The 24,998-nt window shown below is 69.7% G+C and carries 26 protein-coding genes; 16 read left to right on the top strand and 10 right to left on the bottom strand.

What is annotated here, in order from left to right:
* The 4 genes from QJS31_RS16140 to rimP form a co-directional block, all read right to left on the bottom strand.
* On the bottom strand, positions 1-368 hold a 368-nt coding region (locus tag QJS31_RS16140), incomplete at its 3' end, for a translation initiation factor IF-2 N-terminal domain-containing protein (protein ID WP_306357057.1).
* A gap of 114 nt (positions 369-482) precedes the next feature.
* Positions 483-824 carry a YlxR family protein gene (locus QJS31_RS16145; protein WP_370450420.1) on the bottom strand — a complete coding sequence of 114 codons (342 nt, stop codon included), beginning with the start codon at positions 822-824 and terminating at the stop codon, positions 483-485.
* Positions 825-946: 122 nt separating this feature from the next.
* Positions 947-1,978: a transcription termination factor NusA gene (gene nusA / locus QJS31_RS16150; protein WP_282786277.1), complete on the bottom strand. Its 1,032-nt coding sequence runs from the start codon at positions 1,976-1,978 to the stop codon at positions 947-949.
* A complete protein-coding gene (rimP, locus tag QJS31_RS16155) occupies positions 1,975-2,610 on the bottom strand; it encodes a ribosome maturation factor RimP (protein ID WP_282786278.1) in 636 nt (211 codons plus the stop codon). Before rimP ends, nusA begins: the two co-directional genes overlap by 4 nt.
* A gap of 309 nt (positions 2,611-2,919) precedes the next feature.
* Between rimP and QJS31_RS16160 the strand changes: the two genes are divergently transcribed.
* From QJS31_RS16160 to QJS31_RS16180, 5 genes are all read left to right on the top strand, one after another.
* A complete protein-coding gene (locus tag QJS31_RS16160) occupies positions 2,920-3,486 on the top strand; it encodes a hypothetical protein (protein ID WP_306357058.1) in 567 nt (188 codons plus the stop codon).
* Positions 3,483-3,914 carry a ferritin-like domain-containing protein gene (locus QJS31_RS16165; protein ID WP_282786662.1) on the top strand — a complete coding sequence of 144 codons (432 nt, stop codon included), beginning with the start codon at positions 3,483-3,485 and terminating at the stop codon, positions 3,912-3,914. Before QJS31_RS16160 ends, QJS31_RS16165 begins: the two co-directional genes overlap by 4 nt.
* A gap of 189 nt (positions 3,915-4,103) precedes the next feature.
* On the top strand, positions 4,104-5,630 hold the full coding sequence (locus QJS31_RS16170; RefSeq protein ID WP_306357059.1) for a three-helix bundle dimerization domain-containing protein: 1,527 nt from the start codon (positions 4,104-4,106) through the stop codon (positions 5,628-5,630).
* Between the two features lie 252 nt (positions 5,631-5,882).
* The gene (locus QJS31_RS16175; protein ID WP_282784372.1) at positions 5,883-6,503 is read left to right on the top strand and encodes a TetR/AcrR family transcriptional regulator; all 621 of its coding nucleotides are present in this window, start codon (positions 5,883-5,885) and stop codon (positions 6,501-6,503) included.
* Positions 6,504-6,602: 99 nt separating this feature from the next.
* A complete protein-coding gene (locus tag QJS31_RS16180) occupies positions 6,603-7,085 on the top strand; it encodes a nitroreductase family deazaflavin-dependent oxidoreductase (RefSeq protein ID WP_282784374.1) in 483 nt (160 codons plus the stop codon).
* 291 nt (positions 7,086-7,376) lie between these two features.
* Here the strand turns inward: QJS31_RS16180 and QJS31_RS16185 are convergent, their stop codons facing one another.
* Entirely contained in the window at positions 7,377-9,134 is a 1,758-nt protein-coding gene (locus tag QJS31_RS16185) for a proline--tRNA ligase (RefSeq protein WP_282784376.1), read from the bottom strand.
* Positions 9,135-9,192: 58 nt separating this feature from the next.
* On the opposite strand from QJS31_RS16185, the gene yaaA reads away from it, so the two are divergent.
* Complete coding sequence (yaaA, locus tag QJS31_RS16190; RefSeq protein WP_306357060.1) at positions 9,193-9,936, top strand: peroxide stress protein YaaA; 744 nt, start codon at positions 9,193-9,195, stop codon at positions 9,934-9,936.
* 480 nt (positions 9,937-10,416) lie between these two features.
* Here the strand turns inward: yaaA and QJS31_RS16195 are convergent, their stop codons facing one another.
* The 3 genes from QJS31_RS16195 to QJS31_RS16205 are packed head-to-tail and all read right to left on the bottom strand — an operon-like array spanning position 10,417 to position 12,795.
* Positions 10,417-10,908 (bottom strand): carboxymuconolactone decarboxylase family protein, encoded by a 492-nt coding sequence (locus QJS31_RS16195; protein WP_029929852.1) that lies wholly within the window; start codon positions 10,906-10,908, stop codon positions 10,417-10,419.
* Positions 10,905-11,984 (bottom strand): dihydrodipicolinate reductase, encoded by a 1,080-nt coding sequence (locus tag QJS31_RS16200; RefSeq protein ID WP_282784381.1) that lies wholly within the window; start codon positions 11,982-11,984, stop codon positions 10,905-10,907. Before QJS31_RS16200 ends, QJS31_RS16195 begins: the two co-directional genes overlap by 4 nt.
* Positions 11,985-12,036: 52 nt before the next feature.
* On the bottom strand, positions 12,037-12,795 hold the full coding sequence (locus QJS31_RS16205) for a sporulation protein (RefSeq protein WP_282784383.1): 759 nt from the start codon (positions 12,793-12,795) through the stop codon (positions 12,037-12,039).
* 92 nt (positions 12,796-12,887) lie between these two features.
* On the opposite strand from QJS31_RS16205, the gene QJS31_RS16210 reads away from it, so the two are divergent.
* Entirely contained in the window at positions 12,888-13,367 is a 480-nt protein-coding gene (locus QJS31_RS16210; protein ID WP_282784385.1) for a nuclear transport factor 2 family protein, read from the top strand.
* Positions 13,368-13,386: 19 nt separating this feature from the next.
* On the opposite strand, the gene QJS31_RS16215 is transcribed toward QJS31_RS16210, so the two are convergent.
* A complete protein-coding gene (locus QJS31_RS16215; protein WP_306357061.1) occupies positions 13,387-13,794 on the bottom strand; it encodes a DUF6223 family protein in 408 nt (135 codons plus the stop codon).
* 184 nt (positions 13,795-13,978) lie between these two features.
* On the opposite strand from QJS31_RS16215, the gene QJS31_RS16220 reads away from it, so the two are divergent.
* The 6 genes from QJS31_RS16220 to QJS31_RS16245 all read left to right on the top strand — a co-directional run bounded on the left by QJS31_RS16220 (position 13,979) and on the right by QJS31_RS16245 (position 19,841).
* Positions 13,979-15,082 (top strand): histidine kinase, encoded by a 1,104-nt coding sequence (locus tag QJS31_RS16220; protein ID WP_306357062.1) that lies wholly within the window; start codon positions 13,979-13,981, stop codon positions 15,080-15,082.
* Entirely contained in the window at positions 15,079-15,735 is a 657-nt protein-coding gene (locus tag QJS31_RS16225) for a response regulator transcription factor (protein ID WP_306357063.1), read from the top strand. The genes QJS31_RS16220 and QJS31_RS16225 overlap by 4 nt, the downstream gene beginning before the upstream one ends.
* Positions 15,736-15,775: 40 nt before the next feature.
* Complete coding sequence (locus tag QJS31_RS16230) at positions 15,776-15,955, top strand: hypothetical protein (protein ID WP_306357064.1); 180 nt, start codon at positions 15,776-15,778, stop codon at positions 15,953-15,955.
* 88 nt (positions 15,956-16,043) lie between these two features.
* Positions 16,044-17,222, top strand: coding sequence for an elongation factor Tu (gene tuf / locus QJS31_RS16235; RefSeq protein ID WP_282783945.1), 1,179 nt, complete (start codon positions 16,044-16,046; stop codon positions 17,220-17,222).
* Positions 17,223-17,609: 387 nt separating this feature from the next.
* Complete coding sequence (locus QJS31_RS16240) at positions 17,610-18,977, top strand: DoxX family protein (RefSeq protein WP_282783943.1); 1,368 nt, start codon at positions 17,610-17,612, stop codon at positions 18,975-18,977.
* Between the two features lie 81 nt (positions 18,978-19,058).
* Positions 19,059-19,841, top strand: a complete 783-nt coding sequence (locus QJS31_RS16245; RefSeq protein WP_282783940.1) for a potassium channel family protein — start codon at positions 19,059-19,061, stop codon at positions 19,839-19,841.
* Here the strand turns inward: QJS31_RS16245 and QJS31_RS16250 are convergent.
* Entirely contained in the window at positions 19,788-21,386 is a 1,599-nt protein-coding gene (locus QJS31_RS16250; protein WP_282783938.1) for a PucR family transcriptional regulator, read from the bottom strand. The genes QJS31_RS16245 and QJS31_RS16250 overlap by 54 nt on opposite strands.
* Positions 21,387-21,544: 158 nt before the next feature.
* Between QJS31_RS16250 and QJS31_RS16255 the strand changes: the two genes are divergently transcribed.
* The 3 genes from QJS31_RS16255 (at position 21,545) to QJS31_RS16265 (ending at position 24,967) form a co-directional block, all read left to right on the top strand.
* Positions 21,545-23,035 carry a CoA-acylating methylmalonate-semialdehyde dehydrogenase gene (locus tag QJS31_RS16255; RefSeq protein ID WP_306357065.1) on the top strand — a complete coding sequence of 497 codons (1,491 nt, stop codon included), beginning with the start codon at positions 21,545-21,547 and terminating at the stop codon, positions 23,033-23,035.
* A gap of 18 nt (positions 23,036-23,053) precedes the next feature.
* Complete coding sequence (locus QJS31_RS16260) at positions 23,054-24,421, top strand: aspartate aminotransferase family protein (RefSeq protein ID WP_282783934.1); 1,368 nt, start codon at positions 23,054-23,056, stop codon at positions 24,419-24,421.
* Positions 24,422-24,565: 144 nt separating this feature from the next.
* Positions 24,566-24,967 carry a nuclear transport factor 2 family protein gene (locus QJS31_RS16265; RefSeq protein WP_306357066.1) on the top strand — a complete coding sequence of 134 codons (402 nt, stop codon included), beginning with the start codon at positions 24,566-24,568 and terminating at the stop codon, positions 24,965-24,967.
* Positions 24,968-24,998 lie beyond the last annotated feature (31 nt).

The following is a 24,998-nucleotide window of genomic DNA, read 5'->3' on the forward strand; positions in this document are numbered from 1 at the left end:
CTTGGCGCCTCGGTGCGCGCGGCCGGGGCGGTCTGCTCCGGCGCGGGCTTGGGCGCGGGGGTCTGCGCCGGGCTCGGCGCACTGGGACGGGGGCCGGGGCGCGGTCCTCCGGCGGCCGGGGCGGACGGCTTGGCGGCCGGACGCGGGGCCTGGGACTGACCGGGCTTGCCGCCACCCTTGCCGGCGTTGCCGTTCGCGGGGGCGTTCTTCGACGCGAACGACTCGCGCAGGCGACGTGCGACGGGGGCCTCCACCGTCGATGACGCCGACTTCACGAACTCGCCCTGCTCCTTGAGCGTTGCGAGTAGTTCCTTGCTCGTGACACCGAGTTCTTTCGCCAACTCGTGCACGCGGGCCTTGCCTGCCACTGCTCTCCTCACTGAGAGGTCGAGCGTGGCACCCATCCGTCGTTAGGTGATGGGAACCCGCACGACCTCCGGTTATTTCCGATGGCCGATCATCGCTGGGACTTCACGGTGTGCTCATGAGTGCTCGTGCCTGTTCTCTACGTACTGCTCCAGGGCTGAGATATCCAGATTTCCGGACACTCGTAGTGCTCTGCCGAATGCTCGGCGCCGAACTGCCGTGCTCAGACAGGCCGAAAGGGGGTGCAACCAGGCACCCCGTCCGGGAAGTCTGCGCCGCGGATCGGGAACGACCGCAGCCGAATGCTCTCCATCCACATCCTGCGCCACGACCCGCAACAGATCGGCGGCCAGCTCGCGTTTCCGACACCCCACACATGTCCGCACGGGTGCCGGTCGTTGATCCCGGACCCGCGCGGAGTGTGAAGTAGCCGAAGACTCGCGCTGAGCCTGCGTCAACTCTACCTCCACTGTGTCCCGATCTCCGCATCCGTCCTTCTCGGAAGTTACCAACATGTCATCCGGAAGGTCTGTTCCGCGAGTCTCCGTGCTGGTGAGAGCCAATTCGCGGGTCGTTGTGATCACCCTCGGTGATGCGCCTCCGTACGGGGGGCGCCCGCCACATCCGGGGCGGCGTCACTGCGGATGTCGATACGCCAGCCGGTCAGGCGGGCGGCCAGGCGGGCGTTCTGCCCCTCCTTGCCGATCGCCAGCGACAGCTGGAAGTCCGGCACCACCACGCGGGCGGCGCGGGCGTCGGGATCGACGATCGTGACGGAGACAACCTTCGACGGCGACAGCGCATTCCCGACGAACGCGGCCGGATCGTCGGCGTAGTCGATGATGTCGATCTTCTCCCCCGCCAGCTCGCTCATCACATTGCGCACGCGCTGGCCCATCGGGCCGATGCACGCGCCCTTGGCGTTGACGCCGGACACGGTGGAGCGCACCGCGATCTTGGAGCGGTGTCCGGCCTCGCGGGCCACCGCCACGATCTCGACCGAGCCGTCGGCGATCTCGGGCACCTCGAGGGCGAACAGGCGGCGAACGAGGTTCGGGTGAGTGCGCGAGAGGGTGATCTGCGGGCCGCGGGGGCCGCGGGAGACGCCGACCACGTAGCACTTGATGCGGTCGCCGTGCTCGTAGGTCTCACCGGGGACCTGCTCGGCGGGTGGGATGAGCCCCTCCGCGCCGTGCGCCTCGCTGCCGATCCGCACCACCACGGTGCCGCGGGCGTTCATCCGGGCGTCGCGCTGCACGACGCCGCCGACGATATCGCCCTCGTGCGTGGAGAACTCGCCGAAGGACTTCTCGTTCTCGGCGTCGCGCAACCGCTGCAACACCACCTGGCGGGCGGTGGTGGCGGCGATGCGGCCGAAGCCCTCGGGGGTGTCGTCCCATTCGGAGACGACATTGCCGTCGGCGTCCAGCTCGCGCGCCATCACCCGCACCACCCCGGTCTTGGGGTTGATGTCGATGCGGGCGTTGGGCTGGTGGCCCTCGGTGTGCCGGTAGGCGGTGAGCAACGCGGACTCGATCGCGGAGATCACCGTCTCCATCGAGATTCCCTTGTCGGCGACAATCGCGCGCAGGGCTTCGATTTCGATGTTCATTCCACGATCCCTTCGGTCGGTGAAGCGGACGCTGCCACTGCTGTCTCTGCTGTGTCTTCGGATACTTCGGATACCTCCTGGGCACCTGGCCGGGGTCGGCCCGGTGCGACTCCCCCCGCCAACTCCAGCTCGGCCGCACCCGGTGGGTTGAACTCCACCTGCACGACGGCCCGCTCGATATCGGCCAGCGGCACCGTCACCCGGTGCGGGTTCCGCTTACCGCCCAGCACCAGGGCCACGTCGGTGTCGGTGACGGCCCCGACGCGGGCCTCGAACTTCGGCTTGCCCTCCGGTGATTCGGTGCCGGGGCGCATTGTGACGGCGGCTTTTCGTCCCCGGGCCCGCCGCCAGTGCCGGAGCGCGGTGAGGGGGCGGTCGATGCCGGGGGTGGTGACCTCCAGGAGATAGGGGGTTTCTCCGAAGTCACCGGCCTCGTCGAGCAGCGTCGAGAGATCCGAACTCAGCTCCGCCACGACGTCCAGGTCGGTGGGGCCGTCGCTGTCGACGATCACCGTGACCTTCGCCTGCTCTTTCCCCGCAGCCGCGATCACGACGCCTTCGAGGTCGAATCCTCGGCGTTCGACGAGCTCAGCAACTAGCTGGCTCACCCTTTCCTCGGTCGGCATCGGCATGTGGGGCGGCTCCTGGTTCAGTTGTGGCGGGTTGAGTTGTCGGTATCGATACAGGTGGGGCCGGTATCGATAGGGTCGAGCGGTGTCGGCGGGCAGCCACGGCGAAATACCCTGCCAAAGGTCTAGCGTAACGCGCTGAAAGAGTGTAAAGGACCAGCCAACGGCCCCGGCTTTCGCCTTGTCGCACCGGCCGCACCGTCGGCGTGTCCATGGCGACGCGCCCGGTGGTGGCCGATATCGATCGAGATCACAGCCTATCCGAGGGGACTGGCGGCGCGGGTCCGCTCGGCGGACTGGCACCATGGATCCGTGCCCAGCAGCCTCCGCCGTCATGCGGCCGATCTCACGGTCCACGCCGACCGCTCGACCCCGTGTCCCAGCTCACCGTCGTTCGCCCTGGACCGTCGCGGCCTGCTGCGGTTGGCCGGTGGCGGCGCGCTCGCGGTCACCGCCGTGGGCGCGGTCGCGGGCTGCGCGCAGGAGACCCCGGTCGCACCCGATCCGCTTGTGGCCCAGGAAACCTCGGCCCGCGCCGACGCGGTGGCCGCCACCGCCGCCATCGCGGCGCTGCCCGAGCGGGCCGCGGCACTGCGCATCGTCGCGGATCAGCGCACCGCGCACGCCGATGCGCTGCGCACCGAGATCGACCGTGTCATCGGCGTTTACGGGGACGGCACCACGCCCGCGCACCGCACGCCGCCGGTCACCCCCACCGCCCCGGCGACGCCGCCCGCGCTGACCGAACTGCGCACCGCCCTCACCGATTCGCAGCGCTCCGCGGCCGAGTTGGCGGCCGCCCTGTCCGGGTACCGCGCCGCCCTGCTCGCTTCCATCAGTGCCGCCTGCGCCACCCACGCGGGGGTCCTGCTCGCATGACCACCGCCGACCAGCAGGCGCTCACCGCCGCGTTGAGCGCCGAATACGCGGCCGTCTACGCCTACGGCGTCATCGCCGCCTACGCCAATCCGGAACGGCTCCAAGTGGTTTCGGAGTTCACCGCCGCACACCGCGCCCGCCGCGACGCCACCGCCGACCTGTTGAAGTCGCTCGGCGCGCCGGTCCCCGCCCCGGATGCCGCCTACACCGCCCCCTTCCCGGTCGACGATCCGATTCCGGCAGCGAATCTCGCCGTGGCCGTCGAATCCGATGCCGCCGCGGCCTGGCGGTCGGTGGTGGAACGCGCCGCCACCCCCGACCTTCGCCGCACCGGTATCGAAGCGCTCACCGAGACGGCGATGCGACTGGCGACCTGGCAGTCGATTCTGGGCACCGATCCGGCCACCGTCGCCTTCCCGGGTCAGTAGGCGTTCGGCTCCTGGCCGGGCATCAGGATCACTCGGTGGAATTCCGAACGAAGCTCGCGCCGTGTTCAGGCGGTGAACACCTGTGTGTTGCTGGATGTTTCACCGGAACGGGTAGACAGCTTCGGGACGTGTCGGTGGGTGATCCGGCTGGCGCGCGGATGATCTGGTGCGAGGCTGAGGAGATAGCCGGTGACGGTCGAAACCCCCCGAGATACTGCCCGCGAGGAGAAGGCGCTGGCGCAGGTGCGGGAGCGGCTGGTGGATGCGTACGGGCGGGCGCATTCGGTGGAGCGCGTCGAGTCCGCGGTGGGGGAGGCGAGAAAGCGGTTCGAGGGGCGCAAGATTCGCGAGTTCGTACCGATCCTGGTCGAGCGGATCGTGCGGCGCGAGCTGGATCCGGGGCATCGGGGAGATACCACGGAGCAGGTGGTCACGGATATCGGCGCGGCGGGCGCGGCGGTGAGCGAAACCGGTGCGGCGACCAACGAAACCGGCACGGCGGGTGACGAATCAGGCACGGCGGCGGGTCCGCCGCGACCCGCGCGGACCGACGCGGGCGCGACCGACACCGTCGGTGCCGCGGGTGCGTTGCGGCAGGTCGTGCGGCGGGTGCGGAGCGTGAACGTGCGCGACAAGCGGGTGCTGGCGGCCGCGGCCGCCGCGGTGGTGGCGGTGGCCGCCGTCGCGGTGGCGGTCGGGGGCGGGTCGGAGTCCGGGCCGGTGACGGCCGCTCCGGCGGACCGCACCACCGTGCGGGGTGTGATCGGATCCGAGAAGGCGGCGTTCTTCGGTGATCCCCGGGTGATCGAGACGCTGGCGGGACACGGCCTGACGGTGGAGGTGGACCCGGCGGGGTCGCGGCAGATCGCCACCTCGGTGGACCTGGCGGACTACGACTTCGCGTTCCCGTCGAGTTCGGTGGCGGCGGAGCGCATTCAACGACAGGTGGGGGTGAGCGCGAAGTACACGCCGTTCTCCTCCCCCATGATCGTCGCGACCTTTCGGCCGATCGTGGACCTGCTCACGGCGGCGGGTGCGGTGCGGCCCGGCCCGACGCCGGTGCTGGACATGGCGAAGTACCTGGAATTGGTCGAGCGGGGGACGCAGTGGGACCAGTTGCCGGGCAATACCGCCTATCCGGTGCGCAAGCACATGCTGATCTCCACCACCGATCCGCGCACCTCCAACTCGGCCGCCATGTACCTGGCGGTGGCATCCCATGTGGCGAACGAACATTCGGTGGTGCGCGGGGCCGCGGCCGAGGAGCACGCGCTCTCGCGGGTGGCCCGGCTGTTCACCCGGCAGGGCTACACCGAGAACAGCAGTGAGGGGCCGTTCCGGGAGTACCTGTCGACCGGGATGGGCACCACGCCGCTGGTGTGGGCGTACGAGGCGCAGTACGTCGAGGCGGCGGTGCACGGGGAGTTGAAGCCGGACATGGTCATGCTGTACCCGTCGCCGACGGTGATGTCGCATCACACGGTGGTGCCGCTCAGCGACAGCGGCGACCGGCTCGGTGAATTGCTTTCCACCGACCCGGAATTGCAGCGGCTGGCCGCCGAATACGGCTTCCGCACCGGCGACGCCGAATTGTTCACCGACGTGGCCCAGCGCAATCGGGTGCCCGTCACCGCGAATCTCATCGATGTGGCCGACCTGCCGAGTTACGAGACGCTGGAGCGTCTGCTCGACGGGGTCGCCCAGTCGTACAACTGAGTCACGTCGCCGCGCCCGGCCATGGCTCGCCGGGCTCGGCCGCAGAGCGGCATTCGCCTGATCATTGAGCATCCGAGGTATCGCGGCGGGCGGCGTCGGTACCCGGCGTGATACGCGCGAGCGGGGCACCGCTCGGGAGCGCATCTGGACCGATCGATCTTTCCGGGGTAGATTCGGGTCATTCGTACAGGGCAGTCGTACAGGACGAATGTTCGACATAGTCGCCAGCGCGGTTCCCGGGAGGTGTAGTACATGGTTTCACCAGCGGCGATGCGCGGACATGAGGTGCGTGAGCGGCTGCGACGGACGGCGGTCACGCTCATCCCCGAACGGGGTTGGTCCGCGGTCAGCACCCGGGTGCTCGCCGAACGCGCCGGAGTGAACCCGAGCGTCGTGCACTATCACTACTCATCGCTCCAGGCACTGCTGACCGACGCTGTTACCCAGGAGCTGCGGGCGGCCACCACCCGGATGGGGGATCTACTCGACAGCGTCACCACTCCCACCGAAGCCGTGGACGCCCTGCTGGCGATCACGGCCACCTACACCGGCGACAATCCGGCCACCCTGCTCTTCACCGAGACCGCCCTGGCCGCCACCCGGGACGCGACGCTGCGGGCGGCCGTCGCGGCGGTGCTGGACGAATTCGTGGCCCGGCTCGGCGACTGGTTCGCCGTGCACGGCGTCGCCGACCCACACCGCGGCGCGGCGGCGGTCATGGCGGCCGTCGACGGGCTGGTCATCCATCGCGCACTGCGGCTGCGCCACACCGAAGATTCGATCGCCGCCGTGCTGTACGGGCTCGTGCAACCACCCCGCTCCCCCGCGCCGTCGCCCCGGCGTGACGACACACCGAATCCGCGGGCGGAATAGCAACTCCGGGGTTCCGCCGGGGCATCGCGGCGGCACACCGCCCATCGACCATCGCGATGCCGACGGCGGTCGCGCCGTCCCGACGGAAGGAGTATCGGAGTGGATATCGTGAAGAACATCGGCCCGCCGACCGGCCTGAAGCGCTGGTTCTTCCGATTGCCGATCCACCTCTACCACTGGCGTCTCGGCTGGCTCCTCGGCGGCCGCATGATGCTGCTGCATCACATCGGCCGCAAAAGCGGCAAACCCCGCGAGGTGGTGCTGGAGGTCGTGCACCACGACCCGGCGGACGGCAGCTACATCGTGGCGTCCGGCTGGGGCCCCACCGCCGCGTGGTACCGCAATCTGCAGAAGACACCGGACGTCACCATCGAGGTCGGGCGTCGCACCATTCCGGTCACGGCCGAATTCGTGCCGCAGCAGGACGGTGCGGAGGTGTTCGCCCGCTATGCCGTCGAACACCGACGCGCGGCGGAGAAGCTGCTCCCCCGGCTGATGGGCTACAAGGTCGACGGCTCACAGGACGATTTCCGCGCCGTCGGCGAGCGGATCCCCTTCGTGCGGTTCGTACCGCGCACCTGAGACTCGGCGGCCGCGGGACCGAGAGGCGTCGCACGAGCGAATCGACGACAGTCGATCGAATGCGAACGCTCCCGACCGACCGCACCGCGCCCACGACCCAGCACGGGCTCCGCGCCGCCGTGGCCGCCGCTCCGCTCACCATCGCGGTGGTCGATCCCGGTGCACCCGGGGCAATACCCCATCCTCCCGACGGCCCCGTGCCTGGATCTCGGCGGCCGCGGTCTCATCGCGACATGCCGAGCGATTCCACGGAGCGGGTGCGGGCCGCACGAGCCCGGGCGACCGCCCGACTCAGCCGCGCGCCTTGGCGAGCACCGCCCGCACGGCGTCCTCGGCGGGTATCTCGTCGCCGGTCCCGGCGAAGCGGTCGCGCAGTTCCACCTTGCCGTCGGCCCAACCACGGCCGACCACCAGCACCAGCGGCATGCCGAGCAGTTCGGCGTCCTTGAACTTCACGCCCGGGGAGGCGGTGCGGTCGTCGAGCAGCACCTCGAGTCCGGCCGAGTTCAGTTCCGCCGCGACCTGTTCGGCTCCGGCCCGAGCGCCGGCGTCCTTGTTGGCGATGACGACGTGCACGTCGAAGGGTGCGATCTCGCGCGGCCAGCGCAGGCCCTTGTCGTCGTGCATCTGCTCGGCGACCACGGCCACCATGCGGGAGACGCCGACGCCGTAGGAGCCCATGGTGAGGCGCACCGGCTTACCGTTCTCGCCGAGCACGTCGACGTCGAAGGCGTCGGTGTACTTCTGGCCGAGCTGGAAGATGTGGCCGATCTCGATACCGCGTGCGGCCTCGAGAACGCCGCGGCCGTCGGGTGAGGGGTCGCCGTCGCGCACCTCGGCGGCCTCGATGGTGCCGTCCGGGGTGAAGTCGCGCCCGGCGACCAGGCCGACGTAGTGCTTGCCCGGCTCGTCCGCGCCGGTGATCCAGGCGGTGCCGCTCACCACGCGCGGATCGACCAGGTAGCGAATGCCGTTGGCGAGCAGCGCCTTCGGGCCGATGTAACCCTTCACCAGGAACGGGTTGGCCTTGAAGTCGGCGTCGTCGAGCATCTCCACCTCGGCCGGTTCGACGGCGGCCTCGAGGCGCTTGTCGTCGACCTCGCGGTCGCCGGGGATGCCGACACCGAGGATCTCGGTCTTGCCGTCCGGGTAGCGCAGCTTGACCATGACGTTCTTGAGGGTGTCGGCGGCGGTCACCGGGCGGCCCAGCCGCTCGGCGATTCCGGCACCGTTGGCCCAGTCGACCAGCGTGGCGATGGTGGGGGTGTCCGGGGTGTCGTGCACGACGGCCTCGGCCTGGCCTTCGATGGGGACCTCCGGCGGCGCGGGGGTGACCACCGCCTCCACGTTCGCGGCGTAACCGGAGGCGCGGCAGATGACGTAGGTGTCCTCGCCGACCGGACTGTCGGCCAGGAATTCCTCGGACGCCGATCCGCCCATGGCGCCGGAGGTGGCGGCCACGATCACGTACTTGACGCCGAGCCGGTCGAAGATGCGCTGGTACGCCTCGCGGTGGGCGTTGTAGCTGTTCTTCAGCCCGTCCTCGTCGAGGTCGAAGGAGTACGAGTCCTTCATGATGAACTCGCGCCCGCGCAGGATGCCCGCGCGCGGGCGGCCCTCGTCGCGGTACTTGGTCTGGATCTGGTACAGGGTGACGGGCAGATCCTTGTAGGAGTTGTACTCGCCCTTCACGGTGAGCGCGAACAATTCCTCGTGGGTGGGGCCGAGCAGGTAGTCCTGCCCCTTGCGGTCCTTGAGCCGGAAGAGGGCGTCGCCGTATTCGGTCCAGCGGTTGGTGGCCTCGTACGGTTCGCGCGGCAACAGCGCCGGCAGTGAGATCTCCTGGGCGCCGATGGCGTCCATTTCCTCCCGGACCACGTTCTCGACCTTGCGCAGCACGCGCAGGCCGAGCGGCAGCCACGAGTAGACACCGGGCGCGATGCGCCGCACGTATCCGGCGCGCACCAGCAGTTTGTGGCTGGGCACCTCGGCGTCGGCGGGGTCGTCGCGCAGCGTGCGCAGGAACAGGTGGGAGAGGCGGGTGATCACGGCTCCACAGCGTAGCCGCTGCGCAGGGGAACTCCGTAAGGGATTACCGTGTTCGCTCGTGCTGGTGCTGCTGCCTCCCTCCGAAACCAAGTCCGATGGCGGATCGGGCGGTCCGCTGGACCTGGACGCCCTGTCGTTGCCGCAGCTCACGAAGGTGCGCGACCGGCTCTGCACCGAGTTGACGGCGCTGGCGGCCGACCCCGACACCGCCCGCGCCGCGCTGGGCCTGGGGAAGGGGGCTGACGCCGAGATCGCGCGCAATGCGGCGCTGCGCTCCTCCCCCACCCGGCCCGCGTTGGACCGCTACACCGGGGTGCTCTACGACGCACTCGACGCCGCCTCCTTCACCAAGGCGCAGCGGGCCAAGGCGCAGGCGCGGGTCGGCATCGGCTCGGCACTGTTCGGGGTGGTGCGCGCGGGCGATCCGATTCCGGCGTACCGGCTCTCGGGTGGTTCCAAGCTGCCCGGCCTGCCGACCCTGCAATCGGTGTGGAAGGAGGTGCTGCCGCAGGCGCTGCGCGACGAGACCGAGGGTGAGCTCGTGGTGGATCTGCGCTCGGGCACCTATCAGCAGTTGGGCCGGGTGCCGGGTGCGGTGACGGCCACCGTGCTCACCGAGCGGCCGGACGGGTCGCGAACCGTGGTGAGCCACTTCAACAAACACCACAAGGGACTACTGGCCCGCGCCCTGGTGCTGACCCGCGCCGAGCCCACGGACGTGCGGGGACTGGCGCGGGTGGCGGAGAAGGCCGGACTGCGCGTCGAGATCGCCTCGCCCACCGAACTGCTCGTCATCACCTGACGCGGCGGGAACCCGCGAGCCGGGCGGCGGCCAGCGCTGTATACCCCGCTAGACCACTTTCTCGAACTCCTTGCGGCACGGGCATTTTCACGTGCCACAGGGCAGCCTGACGTCGATACAGCGACTGCTCGGCGACATCACCGCGACATCGCCGGCGGAGCTGCCGCGCATTACCGCGCCGATTTCGGTCCGGACCGTGCGCGGGAGCAATGCCGCCGCACAGATCGAGCAATCGGCGTGCGCGGCCGCCCGGAATGCCCGGCCGCCCGTGCCAGCCGCTTCCCAAAACCGCGAGGTCCGACTTTTCTTGGGATACAACGGATATGAGACAGGTTCCTCCTGTCCCGGGAAGGGCGCGGACGGTGAGCGATATCGATACCAGCGGTGGCGACGACGACATCGAGGGCGAGGACGTGGTGGCGGTCTGGCCGCATCCCAGTCCACTCGACGCGTGGTGGAATACGGTGATGAACCGTGGCCCTACCGCGAGTTCGGGTGGCCGGGCAGGACACAGACGGCATCCAGTCCCAGTACGTGATTGAGCCGCCCGAAGGCCAGCCATGAGCCGATGCACATGCTGAGCTCCACGATCTCGGCCTGCGTGTAGTGCCGGGTCATCCGGGTCCAGAACTCGTCGTCGAGATTGTGATGGTCGAGGGCGTAGCGTTCGGCGTACTCGGCCGCCATGCGGGTGCGCTCGTCGAAGGACGAGGTGGTGCGCCATGCGGTGACCGCGGCGTCGAAACCGTCCTCGACCTTCTGCCCGTCGCGTTCGGTGCGCCAGTCCTGGCAGAACAGACAGCCGTTGAGCTGGGCGATGCGCAGTCGGGCGGCCTCGAATTCGCGCAGCCCCAGGGTGGTGTGCTCATAGACGGCCAGGGAGAACCGGGAGGCGGCCAGGCCGATGCCGGGCACCATCTCACCCCACACGTAGCCGATCGGATCCTTGCCCGCGGGAATGTCGATGATCATGAGCGTGCCTTTCCGAGAATGCCGACGCCAGCGCGCAGCGGGACGTCGAGAGCGTCGTAGAGTCCGGGTTCCGCGGCGGCCAGCCAGTCGATGGCCCCGACCAATCTGCCCACGGCCGTGGCGTTTCCGCCCGCGGAGCGATTGCCGCCCTCATCGGTGGCCTCGACGCTCACCTCGATCCGTGGACGGCCCTCGAGGATGACGCGGTGCGCGCCGTCGCCGGTGGGCGGGGTGGGCCAGTCGGGGGCGCAACCGCCGTGGATGCGGGTGACGTGTTCGATGACGATGCGGGGTTCGCCGCCGACGATGCCCTGCACCTCGAAACGCACCGCGCCCTGTGTGCCCGCGGCGAATTCTCCCATGAGTTCGGTGCCGACGGCCTCGTCCAGGGCGCGCCGCTCCACGGTCTCGCGGATCTCGTCGAGTTGCGCGCCGAGTCCGCGCGCCATGAGTCGAATCTGCCCGCCCCACACCATGGTCGGGACGCCCGCCGCGAGCATGGGCGGTTCGTAGTCCATGGGCTGCCCCATGCCGACCAGGTAGCGCACCGAATCGGGCTGGTCGTAGGTGCTGTAGTCGAAGATCTCCTGGCAGCGCACCACCGCCACGGTGCTGGCGAGCCCGGTCATGAGCAGGGGCAGCACGTCGTTGCCCCAGCCCGGATCGATGCCGGAGACGAACAGCGAACCACCGCCCGCCGCAATCGCTTCCAGCACCTGCTCACGCAGATCGGCCGGGGCGCTGCGATGGTCGTAGAAGGCGTAGAGCGCGGGCGTGACGACCACGGCTCCGGCGCGCAGGGCGCGCACGATATCGGTGAAAGCCTCGACGGGGCGGATATCCCCGGACGCGGCGTAGACGATGGCGCGGGGGCCGTCCGCCAGCGCGGCGTCGATGTCGTCGGTGGCCGCGACGCCCAGTTCGGTGTCGAGTCCGGCCAGGTCACCGGCGTCCCGGCCGACCTTCTTCGGGTCGTGCACGAGGACGCCGGTGAGTTCGAGCGCTGGATGCGCGGCGACGGCGCGGATGGCTGCCCGGCCGACATTGCCGGTTCCCCAGACCAGGGTGGCGATCATGCCGGGAGGGTAGCAACCGCTCGGTGCCGCCCGAGGCTATTTCGAGAACACGTTACAGTTTTGCCAGTCGGTCGTGCAGCACCGACGCCCAGTCGGTGTGGTCGAGAGCGCCGTAGTCGACGTGGATCACGTCGAACACATCGCGACCCTCGCTGATCCAGCCGCCCTTCTTGTCCGCCTCGAGCACCACATCCATCCCGTCGTGCCGGGCCACGAAGGTGACCTCGAGCTGGTTCAGCCGCGGATAGTTGTGCGAGCGGCCGAATTCGATCTCCTGATAGAACGGCAGCTGCTGCTGGATGCCGCGCAGGCGACCGGCTTCGACGTCGGCGCGATGCAGCGGAAAGCCGAACTGCTCCAGGGTGGCGAGAACGACGTGCTGGGCGGGCAGCGCGCCGATGCCGAGCGGATCGCGGTCGCCCGGGTCCACCGCACCGCTGACTTCGACCACAGTGCGAACGAAGACCTCCATACCGGGCAGATGCCGGCCGTTGTAGAAGGTGATCGGGGTTTCCATCGGAGTGTGCAGCGCGAACGGGAATTCGTAGGGCGCGTTCGCCGCCAGGGCGAACGGCCCGTGCACGTCGGCGGACCAGAAGGAGCGGTAGGCGTCGTATTCCTCGTCGGCGTGCTCGATCTCGACCCGAGTCACCAGTTCCACCGCGACGCGGTTGATCTCCTGTTCGACACTCCCCCCGCGCAGGCGAACGACACCGTGCACCGTCCCGCCGGGTTGCACTCCGGGCGTGTGCAATTCGGTCTCGACCTCGGCCCCACCGACTCCGACGGCTGCCAGCAACTTCTTGAACATGGGCCACAGTCTTACCGGCAACCCTTGTCGATCGCTTAACAAGTGCTCTACCCTGCTGCGAACTAGAACATGTTCTCAGGAAGGTGTCCGGTATGGACCTGGAAGCCGTGGAGAGCATCCGCTCCCTCAAATATCGCTACCTGCGGTCCCTGGACCTCAAGCAGTGGGACGACTTCGCCGACACCTTCACCCCCGACGCGACCGGTGACTACGGATCCCCCTCCGGCGGTATGCCTTTGCGATTCACCGGCCGTGACGCGATCGTCGACTACATGCGCTCGGCACTGAGCGCCAACATCATCACGGTGCACGTCGCCACCCACCCGGAGATCGAGGTGGACGGCGACACCGCCACGGGCAGTTGGTGTCTGGAGGACACCGTGATCGTGCCCGAGTACCGGGTGCTGATCCGGGGCGCCGCCTATTACCGCGACCGGTACCGCCGCGACGATGGGCGCTGGCGCATCGCGCACACCGGCTACGAGCGCATCTTCGAGGCCACCATGTCGCTCGACGCCCTGCCGGGGTTCACCCTCACCGCCAATCGCTGGGCTCCCGCCGAATCCGCCTGAGGCGGACGCACTTTTCGGATCAGCCGACGCGGCGGGCGCGGGTACGGCCGAACCCGCCGACGAGCACGGCGCACAGCCCGATGACCATGGCCACGATGCCGCCACCGAGCCCGTTGCCGGTGCCCAGTCCGCCGTCGGCGGTCACCACGACCACCGCGCCGAGAACGATCGCGAACAGTCCGGCCGCCAGGGCGACGATCGCTGCGGAGCCGGTGCCGAACCGGCCACCGCGCCGGGTGAGAGCCGGCACGCCGACCACGACCCCGGCGCTTCCGGCGAGCGCGGCGACGAGACCGCCCAGTCGTCCGGCGCTGAGCTCGTAGGCACCGGCGGCGACCGGTCCCGTCGCGGCGTGCGCGACCGCGGGGGCGAGTAGAGGAGTGACGAGAACGGCTGTCGCGGCGGCGATCCGGTGACGACTGGACATGATCTGCTTCCTTCGGATCGAGAACGGGGCCCTCGAAGCATGTCCGCCGGACCGGCCGCGAGTCGTCGTGCGAGCGCGGACACTTCGCGCTACCGCCGACGCCGTGGGCATACCGCGGACGCGGTATCGGGAGACCATCCGCCCGAAGGTTTCCGCTTCGCGATCGGCCGGTTAGTGTGCGCGCATGAGCAGGGCACGAATCGTGGACTGGGCGATCGCCCTCGGCGTGGCCGCGAGCCTGCTCCTCGCCGGGCGCTCGGCCGGACACTCCCCCACCGCCCTGGACCCGCTCGGCTACACGCTGCTGGCTGCCAGCGGCCTGATGCTGGCGGCGCGCCGCCGCGCGCCGATCGCCGTGCTGGCCGGGACCGGGGCCTGCGCGCTGGGGTACCAGGCCGTTGGCCTCGATGTGCCCGCGGTGGGCTTCCTGTTCGCGGTGTACGCGGCGGTGCGGGCCGGACACCATGTGGTCACCGCCATCGCGGCGGTGACGCTCGTCGCCGCCCTGCCGCTGGCTGCCTTCGTCGCCCTCGACGATTCGCGCGAGGCGTTCGCGCAGGCCCGGGGTGCGCTCGAACTGGCGTGGCTGATCGCGGCCGCGGCCGCGGGTGAGGCGCTGCGGCAGGCCGAGCGGCGGGCGGACGAGGCCGAACGCACCCGCGAGGAGACCGCGCGCCGCCGCGCCGACGAAGAACGCCTGCACATCGCCCGGGAACTGCACGATTCGCTCACCCACCAGATCTCGGTCATCAAGGTGCAGGCCGAGGTCGCCGTGCATCTGGCCCGCAAGCGTGGCGAGGAGGTGCCGGAGGCGCTGCTGGCCATCCGGGAGGCCGGCCGGGAGGCGACCCGCGAGTTGCGCGCGACCCTGGAGGCGCTGCGCGACGACGACCGGACTCCGCCGCCCGGCGTGGACCACATCGCGGACCTGGTGGAACGGGCGCGCAGCAGCGGCCTGGACGCCAGCCTGACGGTGGCCGGACAGCCCCGGGACCTACCCGCCACGGTCGGCCGGACCGCCTACCGGATCGTGCAGGAGGCGCTGACCAACATCACCCGGCACGCCGCCGCCGCGACGGCGTCGGTGCGCCTGGACTACCACCCGGACGCACTCGTGGTCCAGGTCGACGACGACGGCCGGGCGATGCCGGACAGCGAGCCGGTGCCGGGGGTCGGATTGCACGGCATGCGCGAGCGGGTCGCCGCGCTCGGCGGGCGGCTGCGGGCGGCGCCGCGCGCCGAGGGCGGCTTCCGCGTGCACGCCGAATTGCCGGTGGGACAGCCGTGATCCGCGTGCTGCTGGTGGACGACCAGCCGCTCATCCGCAGTGGATTCCGGGCGCTGCTCGATATGGAGGACGATATCGAGGTGGTGGCCGAGGCCGCCGACGGGCAGGCGGGCGTGGCGCTGGCCCGGGAACATCTGCCCGATATCGCGCTGCTCGACATCCAGATGCCGGTGCTGGACGGTATCGAGGCGACGCGGCGCATCGCCGCGGACCCGGCGCTGGCCGGGGTGCACGTCATCATCCTCACCAACTACGGCCTGGACGAGTACGTGTTCAACGCACTGCGGGCGGGCGCGGCCGGATTCCTGGTGAAGGACATCCAGCCGGAGGATTTCCTGCACGCCATCCGGGTCGCGGCCCGCGGTGACGCCCTGCTCGCCCCGTCCATCACTCGCCGCCTGATCGACCGCTACGTCAGCCTGCCGCTCGCGGCGGGCAGCGGCCTGGACGAACTCACCAAACGTGAACGCGAGGCGGTGGCCCTGGTTGCCCGGGGGCTGTCCAATCACGAGATCGCCGATCACATGGTCATCAGCCCGCTCACCGCGAAAACCCATGTCAATCGGGCGATGACCAAACTGCGGGCGCGGGACCGCGCCCAATTGGTGGTGCTCGCCTACGAATCCGGCTTGGTGGCGCCGCACGACAGCTGATGCCGCTGCCCGGGCATACCGGGTGCGCGGGAGCTGGGACGTGAGAGCGCAGCGCGTCGGAAATTCGGTGGCGCATCGGAAATTCGGTGGCGGACATCGCCGGACGTGCGGCACCATGTTCGGCATGTTCCGGCAGCTGATCATCGTCTCGCCCGCGGCAGCGGGCGCGATGACGGCTGCCCTGGTGGTCGCATCCGCGTTCGACGGCACCCGACGCTGACCTTCCCCGGGACGTCCCCGGGACCTCGGATGGGGAAGGTGGTTCGTCGCCGAGGTCCCGATCCACGACTCCCAGAAAAGATCTCATCATGGCCAAGCAGGCCTTCGTCCGCACCAAGCCGCACCTCAATATCGGCACCATGGGTCACGTCGACCACGGCAAGACGACGCTCACCGCCGCCATCACCAAGGTGCTCGCCGAGCGCGGCGGCGGCTCCTACGTGCCGTTCGAGCGCATCGACCGCGCCCCGGAGGAGGTCGACCGCGGTATCACCATCAATATCGCGCACGTCGAGTACGAGACCGACGCCCGGCACTACGCGCACGTGGACATGCCGGGGCACGCCGACTTCGTGAAGAACATGATCACCGGGGCGGCGCAGGTCGACGGCGCGATCCTGGTGCTGTCCGCGCAGGACGGCGTGATGCCGCAGACCGTCGAGCATGTGCTGCTGGCCCGGCAGGTCGGGGTCGAACACCTGGTCGTCGCGCTGAACAAGGCCGACGGCGCGGATCCCGAGCTGCTGGAGCTGGTCGACCTCGAGGTGCGCGAGCTGCTGAGCGCGCACGGCTACGACGGTGCGGCCACCCCGGTGGTGCCGGTCTCGGGGCTGCTCGCGCTGCGGGGTGACCCGCACTGGTCGGCGGCGGTGCTGCGGTTGCTGGACGCGGTGGACAACCACATCCCCACGCCCGTGCGCTACACCGACGCGCCGTTCCTGCTGCCGATCGAGAACGTGCTCACCATCACCGGCCGCGGCACCGTCGTCACCGGTGCGGTAGAGCGCGGGCGGGTCCGCATGGGCGACAGCGTCGCGGTGCTCGGCTACGGCCGCGCGCTGGAGACGGTGGTCACCGGTGTGGAAACCTTCGGTCGCACCATGGAATTCGCGGAGGCGGGTGACAATGTCGCGCTGCTGCTGCGCGGCGTCCAGCGCGATCAGGTGCGGCGCGGCCAGATCGTCGCCGCCACCGGCAGCGTCGAGGTGCGCACCCGCTTCACCGCGCGCCTGCACCTGCTGTCGGCGGCGGAGGGCGGGCGGCGGACGCCGATCACCACCGGCTACCGGCCGCAGTTCTACCTGCGCACCGGCGATGTGGTCGGCGACGTCACCCTCGCCACCGCGACGATGGCGATGCCCGGTGACACCGTCGAGGTCACGGTGGTGCTGGGCCAGCCGGTGCCGCTGGAGCCCGGCCTCGGCTTCGCCGTCCGGGAAGGCGGCCGGACCGTCGCCGCGGGCTCGGTGCTCACGGTCGACGGGTAGCACGGCACCGCCGCGCATGGCGTTCGGTCCGGCCGTCACGGCGGTCGGGCCGGACGTTCACGCGCGATCGGTCGCCACGATCCGACGGCGCTCGCCCGGCGCGAATGGGTTCCGTCGCCGCGCCCCGGCACGGGTTTGGCGCCGTCGTCTCCCTCCCGGCGCGGGCAGGTGCCGTCGTCGCCCCCTCGACGCGGGCAGGTCGCGTCGTCACCCCCGACGCGGGTGAGTCCCGATCGCACCCTCGGCTCGGGTGGATGCGGAATCCCACCCTCGTTCTGGGGGCACCGACGGTCGGGGCACAGCTTTTGGTGGATACGACGAGTTCACGAGGTGCCATAGCGTTTCGGCCGCAAAGGATTTGGGCGCGCTAGCGGTGGAGGAATCGACGTGGTTGCGCAAGTGGCGGTCGAGGGGACTCGCACGGATGAGCCGGAGGCCGTCGTGCGGTGGCATCCGTTGACGCGGGTGGTCTTTCGGTTCGGGTTCGTCTTCGTCGGCATCGGCATGGCGGGCACCTGGCTCGTGCACACCCTGGTGCGATCGGTGGGCACGCCGCAGGATGCGGTGCTGGAGCTGTCGACATGGCTGGCGCTGTCTCCGCTGACCGATTGGGTGGGTACGCGAATCTTCGGCGTGACAGTCGATTACACGCCGACCGGCAGCGGCGATACCGCGGCGCACTGGATTTCACAGTTCACGCTGCTGCTGGTCAGTCTGGCGGCCGCGGCGGTGTGGTCGCTGGTGGACCGGAACCGGCCGAACTACGTGCGGCTGTACGCGTGGTTCCGGCTGCTGCTGCGCCTGGCGCTGATGAGCGCGCTGCTGCTGTACGGCATGGTCAAACTGCTGCCCTCGCAGATGACGTTCTATCTGGAGCGGCTGGTGGAGCCGTTCGGGCAGATGAGTCCGATGGCGGTGCTGTGGGCGCAGACCTCGGCATCGGAGCCGTACGAAATGGCCTTGGGCGCGGCGGAAGTCGCGGCCGCGCTGCTACTGGCGCTGCCGGTCACGGCCGGGCTGGGATCGGTGCTGGCGCTCGTGGTGGCCATGCAGGTGCTGTTGCTCAATCTCACCTTCGACGTGCCGGTGAAGCTCTTCGCGGGGCAACTGTTGGTCTGGGCGCTGATCCTCGCCGCGCCCGAGCTGGTGCGCCTGATGCGAGCGCTGCTCGGCCACGCCGTCGGTGTCCGCGCGGCCGAACCGCTGGTCTCGACCCCGCGGGCACGGCGCATCCTGGTGGGCGCGCAGGCGGTGCTCGGCCTCTGGCTGCTGTTCACCGCGACCGTCGAAGCCCACGACGCCTGGCGTACCGCCGGAAACGGCCGCGACCGCTCACCCCTCTACGGCATCTGGGATGTCACCGAGTACACCGTGGCGGGCGAGACCGTGCCCGCGCTGACCGACTTCGACGGCGCGCCCGACACCGGCGCGGCACTCGACCCCGCCGCGCGCTTGCGCCGCGTCATCTTCGATATCCCGCAGGGCGTGACCGCACAGCGCATGGACGACTCGCTGCTGTCGTTCCCGGCCCGCATCGACACCGAACGGCAGACCATCACGCTGTCCAAGGACATCTCGCATACCTGGCCGCTCGGCATGTTCGGCTATCAGCGGCCGGAGCCGGACCGGCTGATCCTCACCGGTCAGCTCGGCGGCCGTCCGGTGCGGATGCAGCTGGAACTGCTCGACCTGGACCGATTCCCGGTGGTCTCGCGCGGCTTCCACTGGGTCTCCCCCGTGCCCTACTACCGATAGGTTTCGGGGTCTGCTCGTGCGCGACGGCGGTCATCTCGTAACCTCGGCTGGTCCGTGTACTCGAATCCGCAGGTTGTACCGATGGCCACGTCCACCCCGCCCGCCGACCGCCTCCAGCGCTGGGAGCGCGCCGCCGACGTCCCCCTGACGGTGCTGGCGGCGGTATTCCTGGGCGTCTACTCCTGGCAGGTGCTCGACACCGGGCCGTCACCGCGGCTGGACTTCTGGCTCACCGCCGTCGACGTCCTGGTGTGGGTGGTGTTCGCGGTGGACTTCGGGGTGCGGCTGCGGCTGTCCACGCACCGCTGGCAGTTCGTGAAGCAGAATCCGCTGGATCTGCTGTTCGTGCTGCTGCCGCCGTTCCGTCCGCTGCGGCTGCTGCGCGCGGCCATGATCCTGCTGGACACCCTGCACCGGCACACGCTGACCCGCGCGCGGCTGTCGGTATTCATCGGCGCCAGTTCGATTCTCATGCTGTATCTGTGCAGTCTGGCCATCTACGACGCCGAGTACGGGGTGGAGGATTCGAATATCCACAACTTCGGCGACGCGCTGTGGTGGTCGATGGTCTCGGTGACCACGGTCGGCTACGGCGACTTCTACCCGGTCACCACCGAGGGCCGACTGGTGGCGCTGGTGCTCATGACCTTCGGCATCGGCCTGATCAGTTTCGCCATCGGCACCACCACCAGCTGGGTCATCGACAAGCTGAAGACCGTGGAGGAGTCCGCCGACCGCACCGACCGCGAGATCGGCAAGCTGGTCGAGGAACTGCGGGCACTGCGCACCGAGGTCACCGCGCTGCGCGAATCACGCACCGTCGCCGGGGGCCAGCTCGCGAATGAGCAGCGCGGTGTGCAGTGAGGTGCGGGTCTCTCCGTTGTCGAGATCGACGTCGAGAATCCGCTCGATCCGCGCCAACCGGTCGTAGAGCGTGGGCCTGCTGATGGTCAACCGCCGGGCCAGTTCGGTCTTGTTGCCCGCCAGATCCAGGAACAGGCGCAAGGTGCGGACCAGCTCGGTGTCGTGCCGAATGTCGTGGCGCAGCAGGGCACTCAGCTCGGTTTCGGCGAAGCGCTGCACGCCGGGTTCCGCACGGATGAGCGACAGCAGCCCGCGCAACCGCACATCGCCGCTGCGATAGAACGCCCGCGGGCGCGAGGTCTCCAGCGACAGCGCCACCTCCGCGATATGCGCGGCCTGCGCCAGCTCCCGGGCGGTGTCGAGCAGGGATTCCGAATCCGCGCCCACGCCGATGACCACCCGGTCCACGCCCGCCACCCGGCGCACCTCGGCGGCCACGGCCATGCACACGGTGGTGAGGCTCGCGTCCGGATCGGCGGTGCGGCCCACGGCGAGGACGAGATGTACGCGATTGCCGTGCCCCGGGGTGGCCAGCGCGGTGGCGCGGCCCAGCGCCACCCCGTGCATGGCGGCGTCCAGGATGGCGGCCGTGCGGCGCTGGCGCGCCACCGGGTCGGCCTCGGTGACGGCGTCGACATCGATGGCCATCGGCACATAGCGGGCCCGGCGGGCCAGTCCGAGGGAGGCGGCCAGGGCGAGGGCGTCGCGTTCGTCGCTGATCCGCCCGGTCACCATGTCGTCGATGAGACCGGTCTGCGCCTGCCGGTGCAGGCCGAACCGATCCCGTTCGATCATGCGGTGCAGGGTGAGCGTCTGCGCCGCGCGTTCCAGCACCATGCGCGCGCGAACGGTCGGCACCCGATGCGAGCGCAGGATGAGCCGTCCCCAGCGCTGGGTGTGCGGGCCGACCGGCACCACGGTGGGGTCGGAGTCGGGCAGCAGCCGCGAGGTGGTCTCCCAGTGCTCGAGAATGGCCGAGGTGGCGGCATGGCGCGCGGTGAGCGCCAGCACGCGGTGGGTGAGATCTTCCAGCACCACCGAGGCGTCCAGCATGGTGGCGGCGGTCTGCACGATCTCGGCCAGCGATGCGCGGCGCACGCTCAGGGCGGTGAAGGTCTCGTGCACGGTGCGCGCGAACTCCAGCTCGGCGTACTGGTCGGCCACGATCACCCGGTGCACGGCCTCGGTGATCTCCACGAATCGCACCACCCGGTGCAGCGCGATCACCGGCATGCCCAGTTCGTCGGCGGTGGCGGCGATGAGCGGGGAGAGTTCCCGCACGGAGGTGCCCAGTTCCACCACCAGTCCCGAAACACCGGCCGCGGCCAAGGCTTTCAGATAGTCGACGGTGGCGGCGGCACCGTGGGTGAGCGCCTGGCCGGTGGTGAGGATGAGTTCGCGGCCCACCAGCAGTTCCGCCACCTCGGGCAGTTCGCTCACGTGTACCCAGCGCACCGGCCGGTCGAGCGATCCGCCGCCGACCACCTCGGGTTCCCCGGCGCGCACCACCGGCATCGCCAGGACATCAGCGACGGAGAGCAGCACCGACGAATCGTAATACGAAATCCGAAAGCACATACAGATCGTCGGGGCGCGAATGATGATGGACAGCGCAGAGTAGGACGCGGAGGGTCCGTCCCGTCATGCCGGTGACCGGGAGCGGACCCCCATGTCAGGATCGCGGCTCACCGAATCGAGGAACTATGCAGACCATCGCGCACTGGCTCGACGGCAAACCGTTCGCCGGATCCAGCGAGGCGACCGCGCCGGTGACCAATCCCGCCACGGGCGCGGTGACCGGACAGGTCGCGCTGGCCGACCAGGCCGATGTGCGGGCGGTGGTGGACGCGGCGGTCGCGGCCTTCCCCGCCTGGCGCGACGCCTCCCTCGCCAAACGCACCCAGGTGCTGTTCCGATTCCGCGAACTGCTCAACGAGCGCAAGGAGGAACTCGCCGCCATCATCACCGCCGAACACGGCAAGGTGCTCGCCGATGCGCTCGGCGAGGTGGCACGCGGCCTGGAAGTAGTCGAATTCGCGTGCGGCATACCGCATCTACTCAAGGGCGGGTACACCGAGAACGCCTCCACCAAGGTCGACATCTTCTCGGTGCGCCAACCGCTGGGACCGGTCGCGGTCATCTCGCCGTTCAACTTCCCCGCCATGGTGCCGATGTGGTTCTTCCCCCTCGCCATCGCGGCCGGGAACACCGTGGTGCTCAAGCCGAGCGAGAAGGATCCGTCGGCCTCGCTGTGGCTGGCCGCGCTGTGGCAGGAGGCCGGGCTGCCCGACGGCGTGTTCAACGTGGTGCAGGGCGACAAGGTCGCGGTGGACGAACTGCTCGACAATCCGGCCGTCAAGGCGGTGTCCTTCGTGGGGTCCACGCCCATCGCCCGATACGTGTACGAACGCGGCACCGCCAACGGCAAACGGGTGCAGGCGCTGGGCGGGGCCAAGAACCACATGGTGGTGCTGCCGGACGCGGATCTGGATCTGGCCGCCGACGCCGCCGTGAACGCGGGCTTCGGCTCCGCCGGGGAGCGATGCATGGCCATCAGCGCGCTGGTGGCGGTCGGTCCGGTGGCCGACGACCTGGTGGCGCGGATCGCCGAGCGCGCCGAGACCATTCGTACCGGCGACGGCACCCGGGGCGCCGATATGGGGCCGCTGGTGACCCGCGCGCATAGGGACCGGGTGGCGTCCTATGTGGAGGCCGGGGAATCCGCCGGTGCGACAGTGGTTCTCGACGGCCGCACGGTGGAGGCGGACGGCGCGGCGGACGGATTCTGGCTGGGCCCCACCATTCTCGACCACGTCACCCCGGAGATGAGCGTCTACACCGACGAGATCTTCGGACCGGTGCTGTCGGTGCTGCGGGTCGAGTCCTACGAGGAGGCCATGGCGCTGCTCAACGCCAACCCGTACGGCAACGGCACCACCCTGTTCACCAATGACGGCGGCGCGGCCCGGCGCTTCCACAACGAGGTCGAGGTCGGCATGGTCGGCATCAACGTCCCCATTCCGGTGCCCATGGCCTACTACAGCTTCGGCGGCTGGAAGAACTCGCTGTTCGGCGACTCCCACGCGCACGGCATCGACGGCGTGCACTTCTTCACCCGCACCAAGGCCGTCACCACCCGCTGGCTCGATCCCAGCCACGGCGGCCTGAATCTCGGTTTCCCGCAGAACCACTGACGCCGCGTAAGGACCATCATGACCCTTCCGAACGGACTCACCCCCGAGGCGGCACGCGAACAGGCCGCCCGCGCTTACGAATTGGACCGCAAGCACGTCTTCCACTCCTGGTCGGCGCAGGCGGCGCTGAAACCGATGGTCATCACCGCCGCCCAGGGCTCGTACGTGTGGGACGGCGACGGCAACCGACTCCTGGACTTCTCCTCGCAAATGGTCAACACCAATATCGGACACCAGCATCCGAAGGTGGTCGCCGCCATCCGGGAGCAGGCGGCCAAGTTGTGCACCGTCGCCCCGCCGCACGCCAACGACGCCCGCTCCGAGGCGGCGCGGCTGATCGCCGAGCGCACCCCCGGTGAGCTGAACCGCATCTTCTTCACCAATGGTGGCGCGGACGCGGTGGAGCACGCGGTGCGGATGGCGCGGCTGCACACCGACCGCCCCAAGGTGCTCGCCCGCTACCGCTCCTACCACGGCGGCACCGATACCGCGGTCAATCTCACCGGCGACCCGCGCCGGTGGCCCAACGACACCGGCAGTAGCGGCGTGGTCCACTTCTTCGGACCGTTCCTGTACCGCAGCCAGTTCCACGCGAGCACCGAGGCGGAGGAGTCGCAGCGGGCACTGGAACATCTCGAGCAGACGATCCTGTTCGAGGGACCGGCCACCATCGCGGCCATCATCCTGGAGCCGGTCCCCGGTACGGCCGGAATCATGGTTCCCCCACCGGGATACGTGGCCGGGGTGCGCGAACTGTGCGACCGGCACGGCATCGTCCTCATCGCCGACGAGGTGATGGCGGGCTTCGGGCGCACCGGAAAGTGGTTCGCCATCCAGCATTTCGAGGGCGTGGTGCCCGATCTCATCACCTTCGCCAAGGGCGTGAACTCCGGATACGTGCCGCTGGGCGGGGTCGCCATCAGCCCCGAGATCGCGGCCACCTTCGACGACCGGGCGTATCCGGGCGGACTCACGTATTCGGGGCACCCGCTGGCGACGGCGGCCGCGGTGGCGACCATCGAGGCCATGACCGAGGAGCGGATCGTCGAGAACGCCGCCGATATCGGCGAACGCGTCATCGGGCCGGGTCTGCGGGAGCTGGCCGAGCGCCATCCGAGCATCGGCGAGGTGCGCGGACTCGGCGTGTTCTGGGCGGTGGAGCTGGTGCGCGACCGCGGCACCCGCGAACCGCTCGCCCCCTACGGCGGCACCAGCCAGGCCATGATCGACACGGTGGCCGCCGCCAAGTCCGCCGGGCTGCTGCTGTTCGTGAACTTCAACCGCCTACACGTGGTGCCACCGTGCACCATCACCGAGGCCGAGGCCAAGGAGGGTCTGGGGCTGCTGGATCAGGCACTGACGGTCGCGGACGGCCATCTCGGCTAACCTTGCCGATCCCCCGGTCAGCCTGTCCGGGCGGACTCGCACCCGTCGCCCCGGACAGGCCCCACCGATGGCAGTGCCACCGGATGACACCCGGAACAACCCTCGAATTCGAACATATGTTCCCATTCGGCTACGCTGTGTCGGGTGACCGACGAGAACCCCACCGAGGGTGCCATCCAGCGCTACTTCGATGCGATACAGGCAGGGTCCCCGACGCTCCTGAAGGAGTGCTTCACCGATGACGCGCGGTGGTTCGCACCGGGCCGTCTGCCCAACTCCGGAGTCTGGCACGGGCCGGACGCCATCGTCGACGAGTTCTCCCCGATCGCGACGTCTCGGATGCAGCCGGGATCGTTCACCACCGAACTGCTGAGCCTGACCATCGGCGACTCGAACGCCGTTGTCGAGTGGCGAGCGAGGGCGAACACCCTGTCGGGCCACGAGTACGACAATGCTTACATCGCGAACTTCGTCGTGGCGGACGGCAAGATATCCGAGGTTCGCGAGTACTTCGACACCCACCGCGGCGAGACGCTGTACGAGTAGGACGCAACGACAGCGCAGTTCCAGAAGGGGT

Origin of the sequence: Nocardia sp. CC213A (assembly GCF_030766805.1) — a bacterium.
Taxonomy (GTDB): Bacteria; Actinomycetota; Actinomycetes; order Mycobacteriales; family Mycobacteriaceae; genus Nocardia; species Nocardia otitidiscaviarum.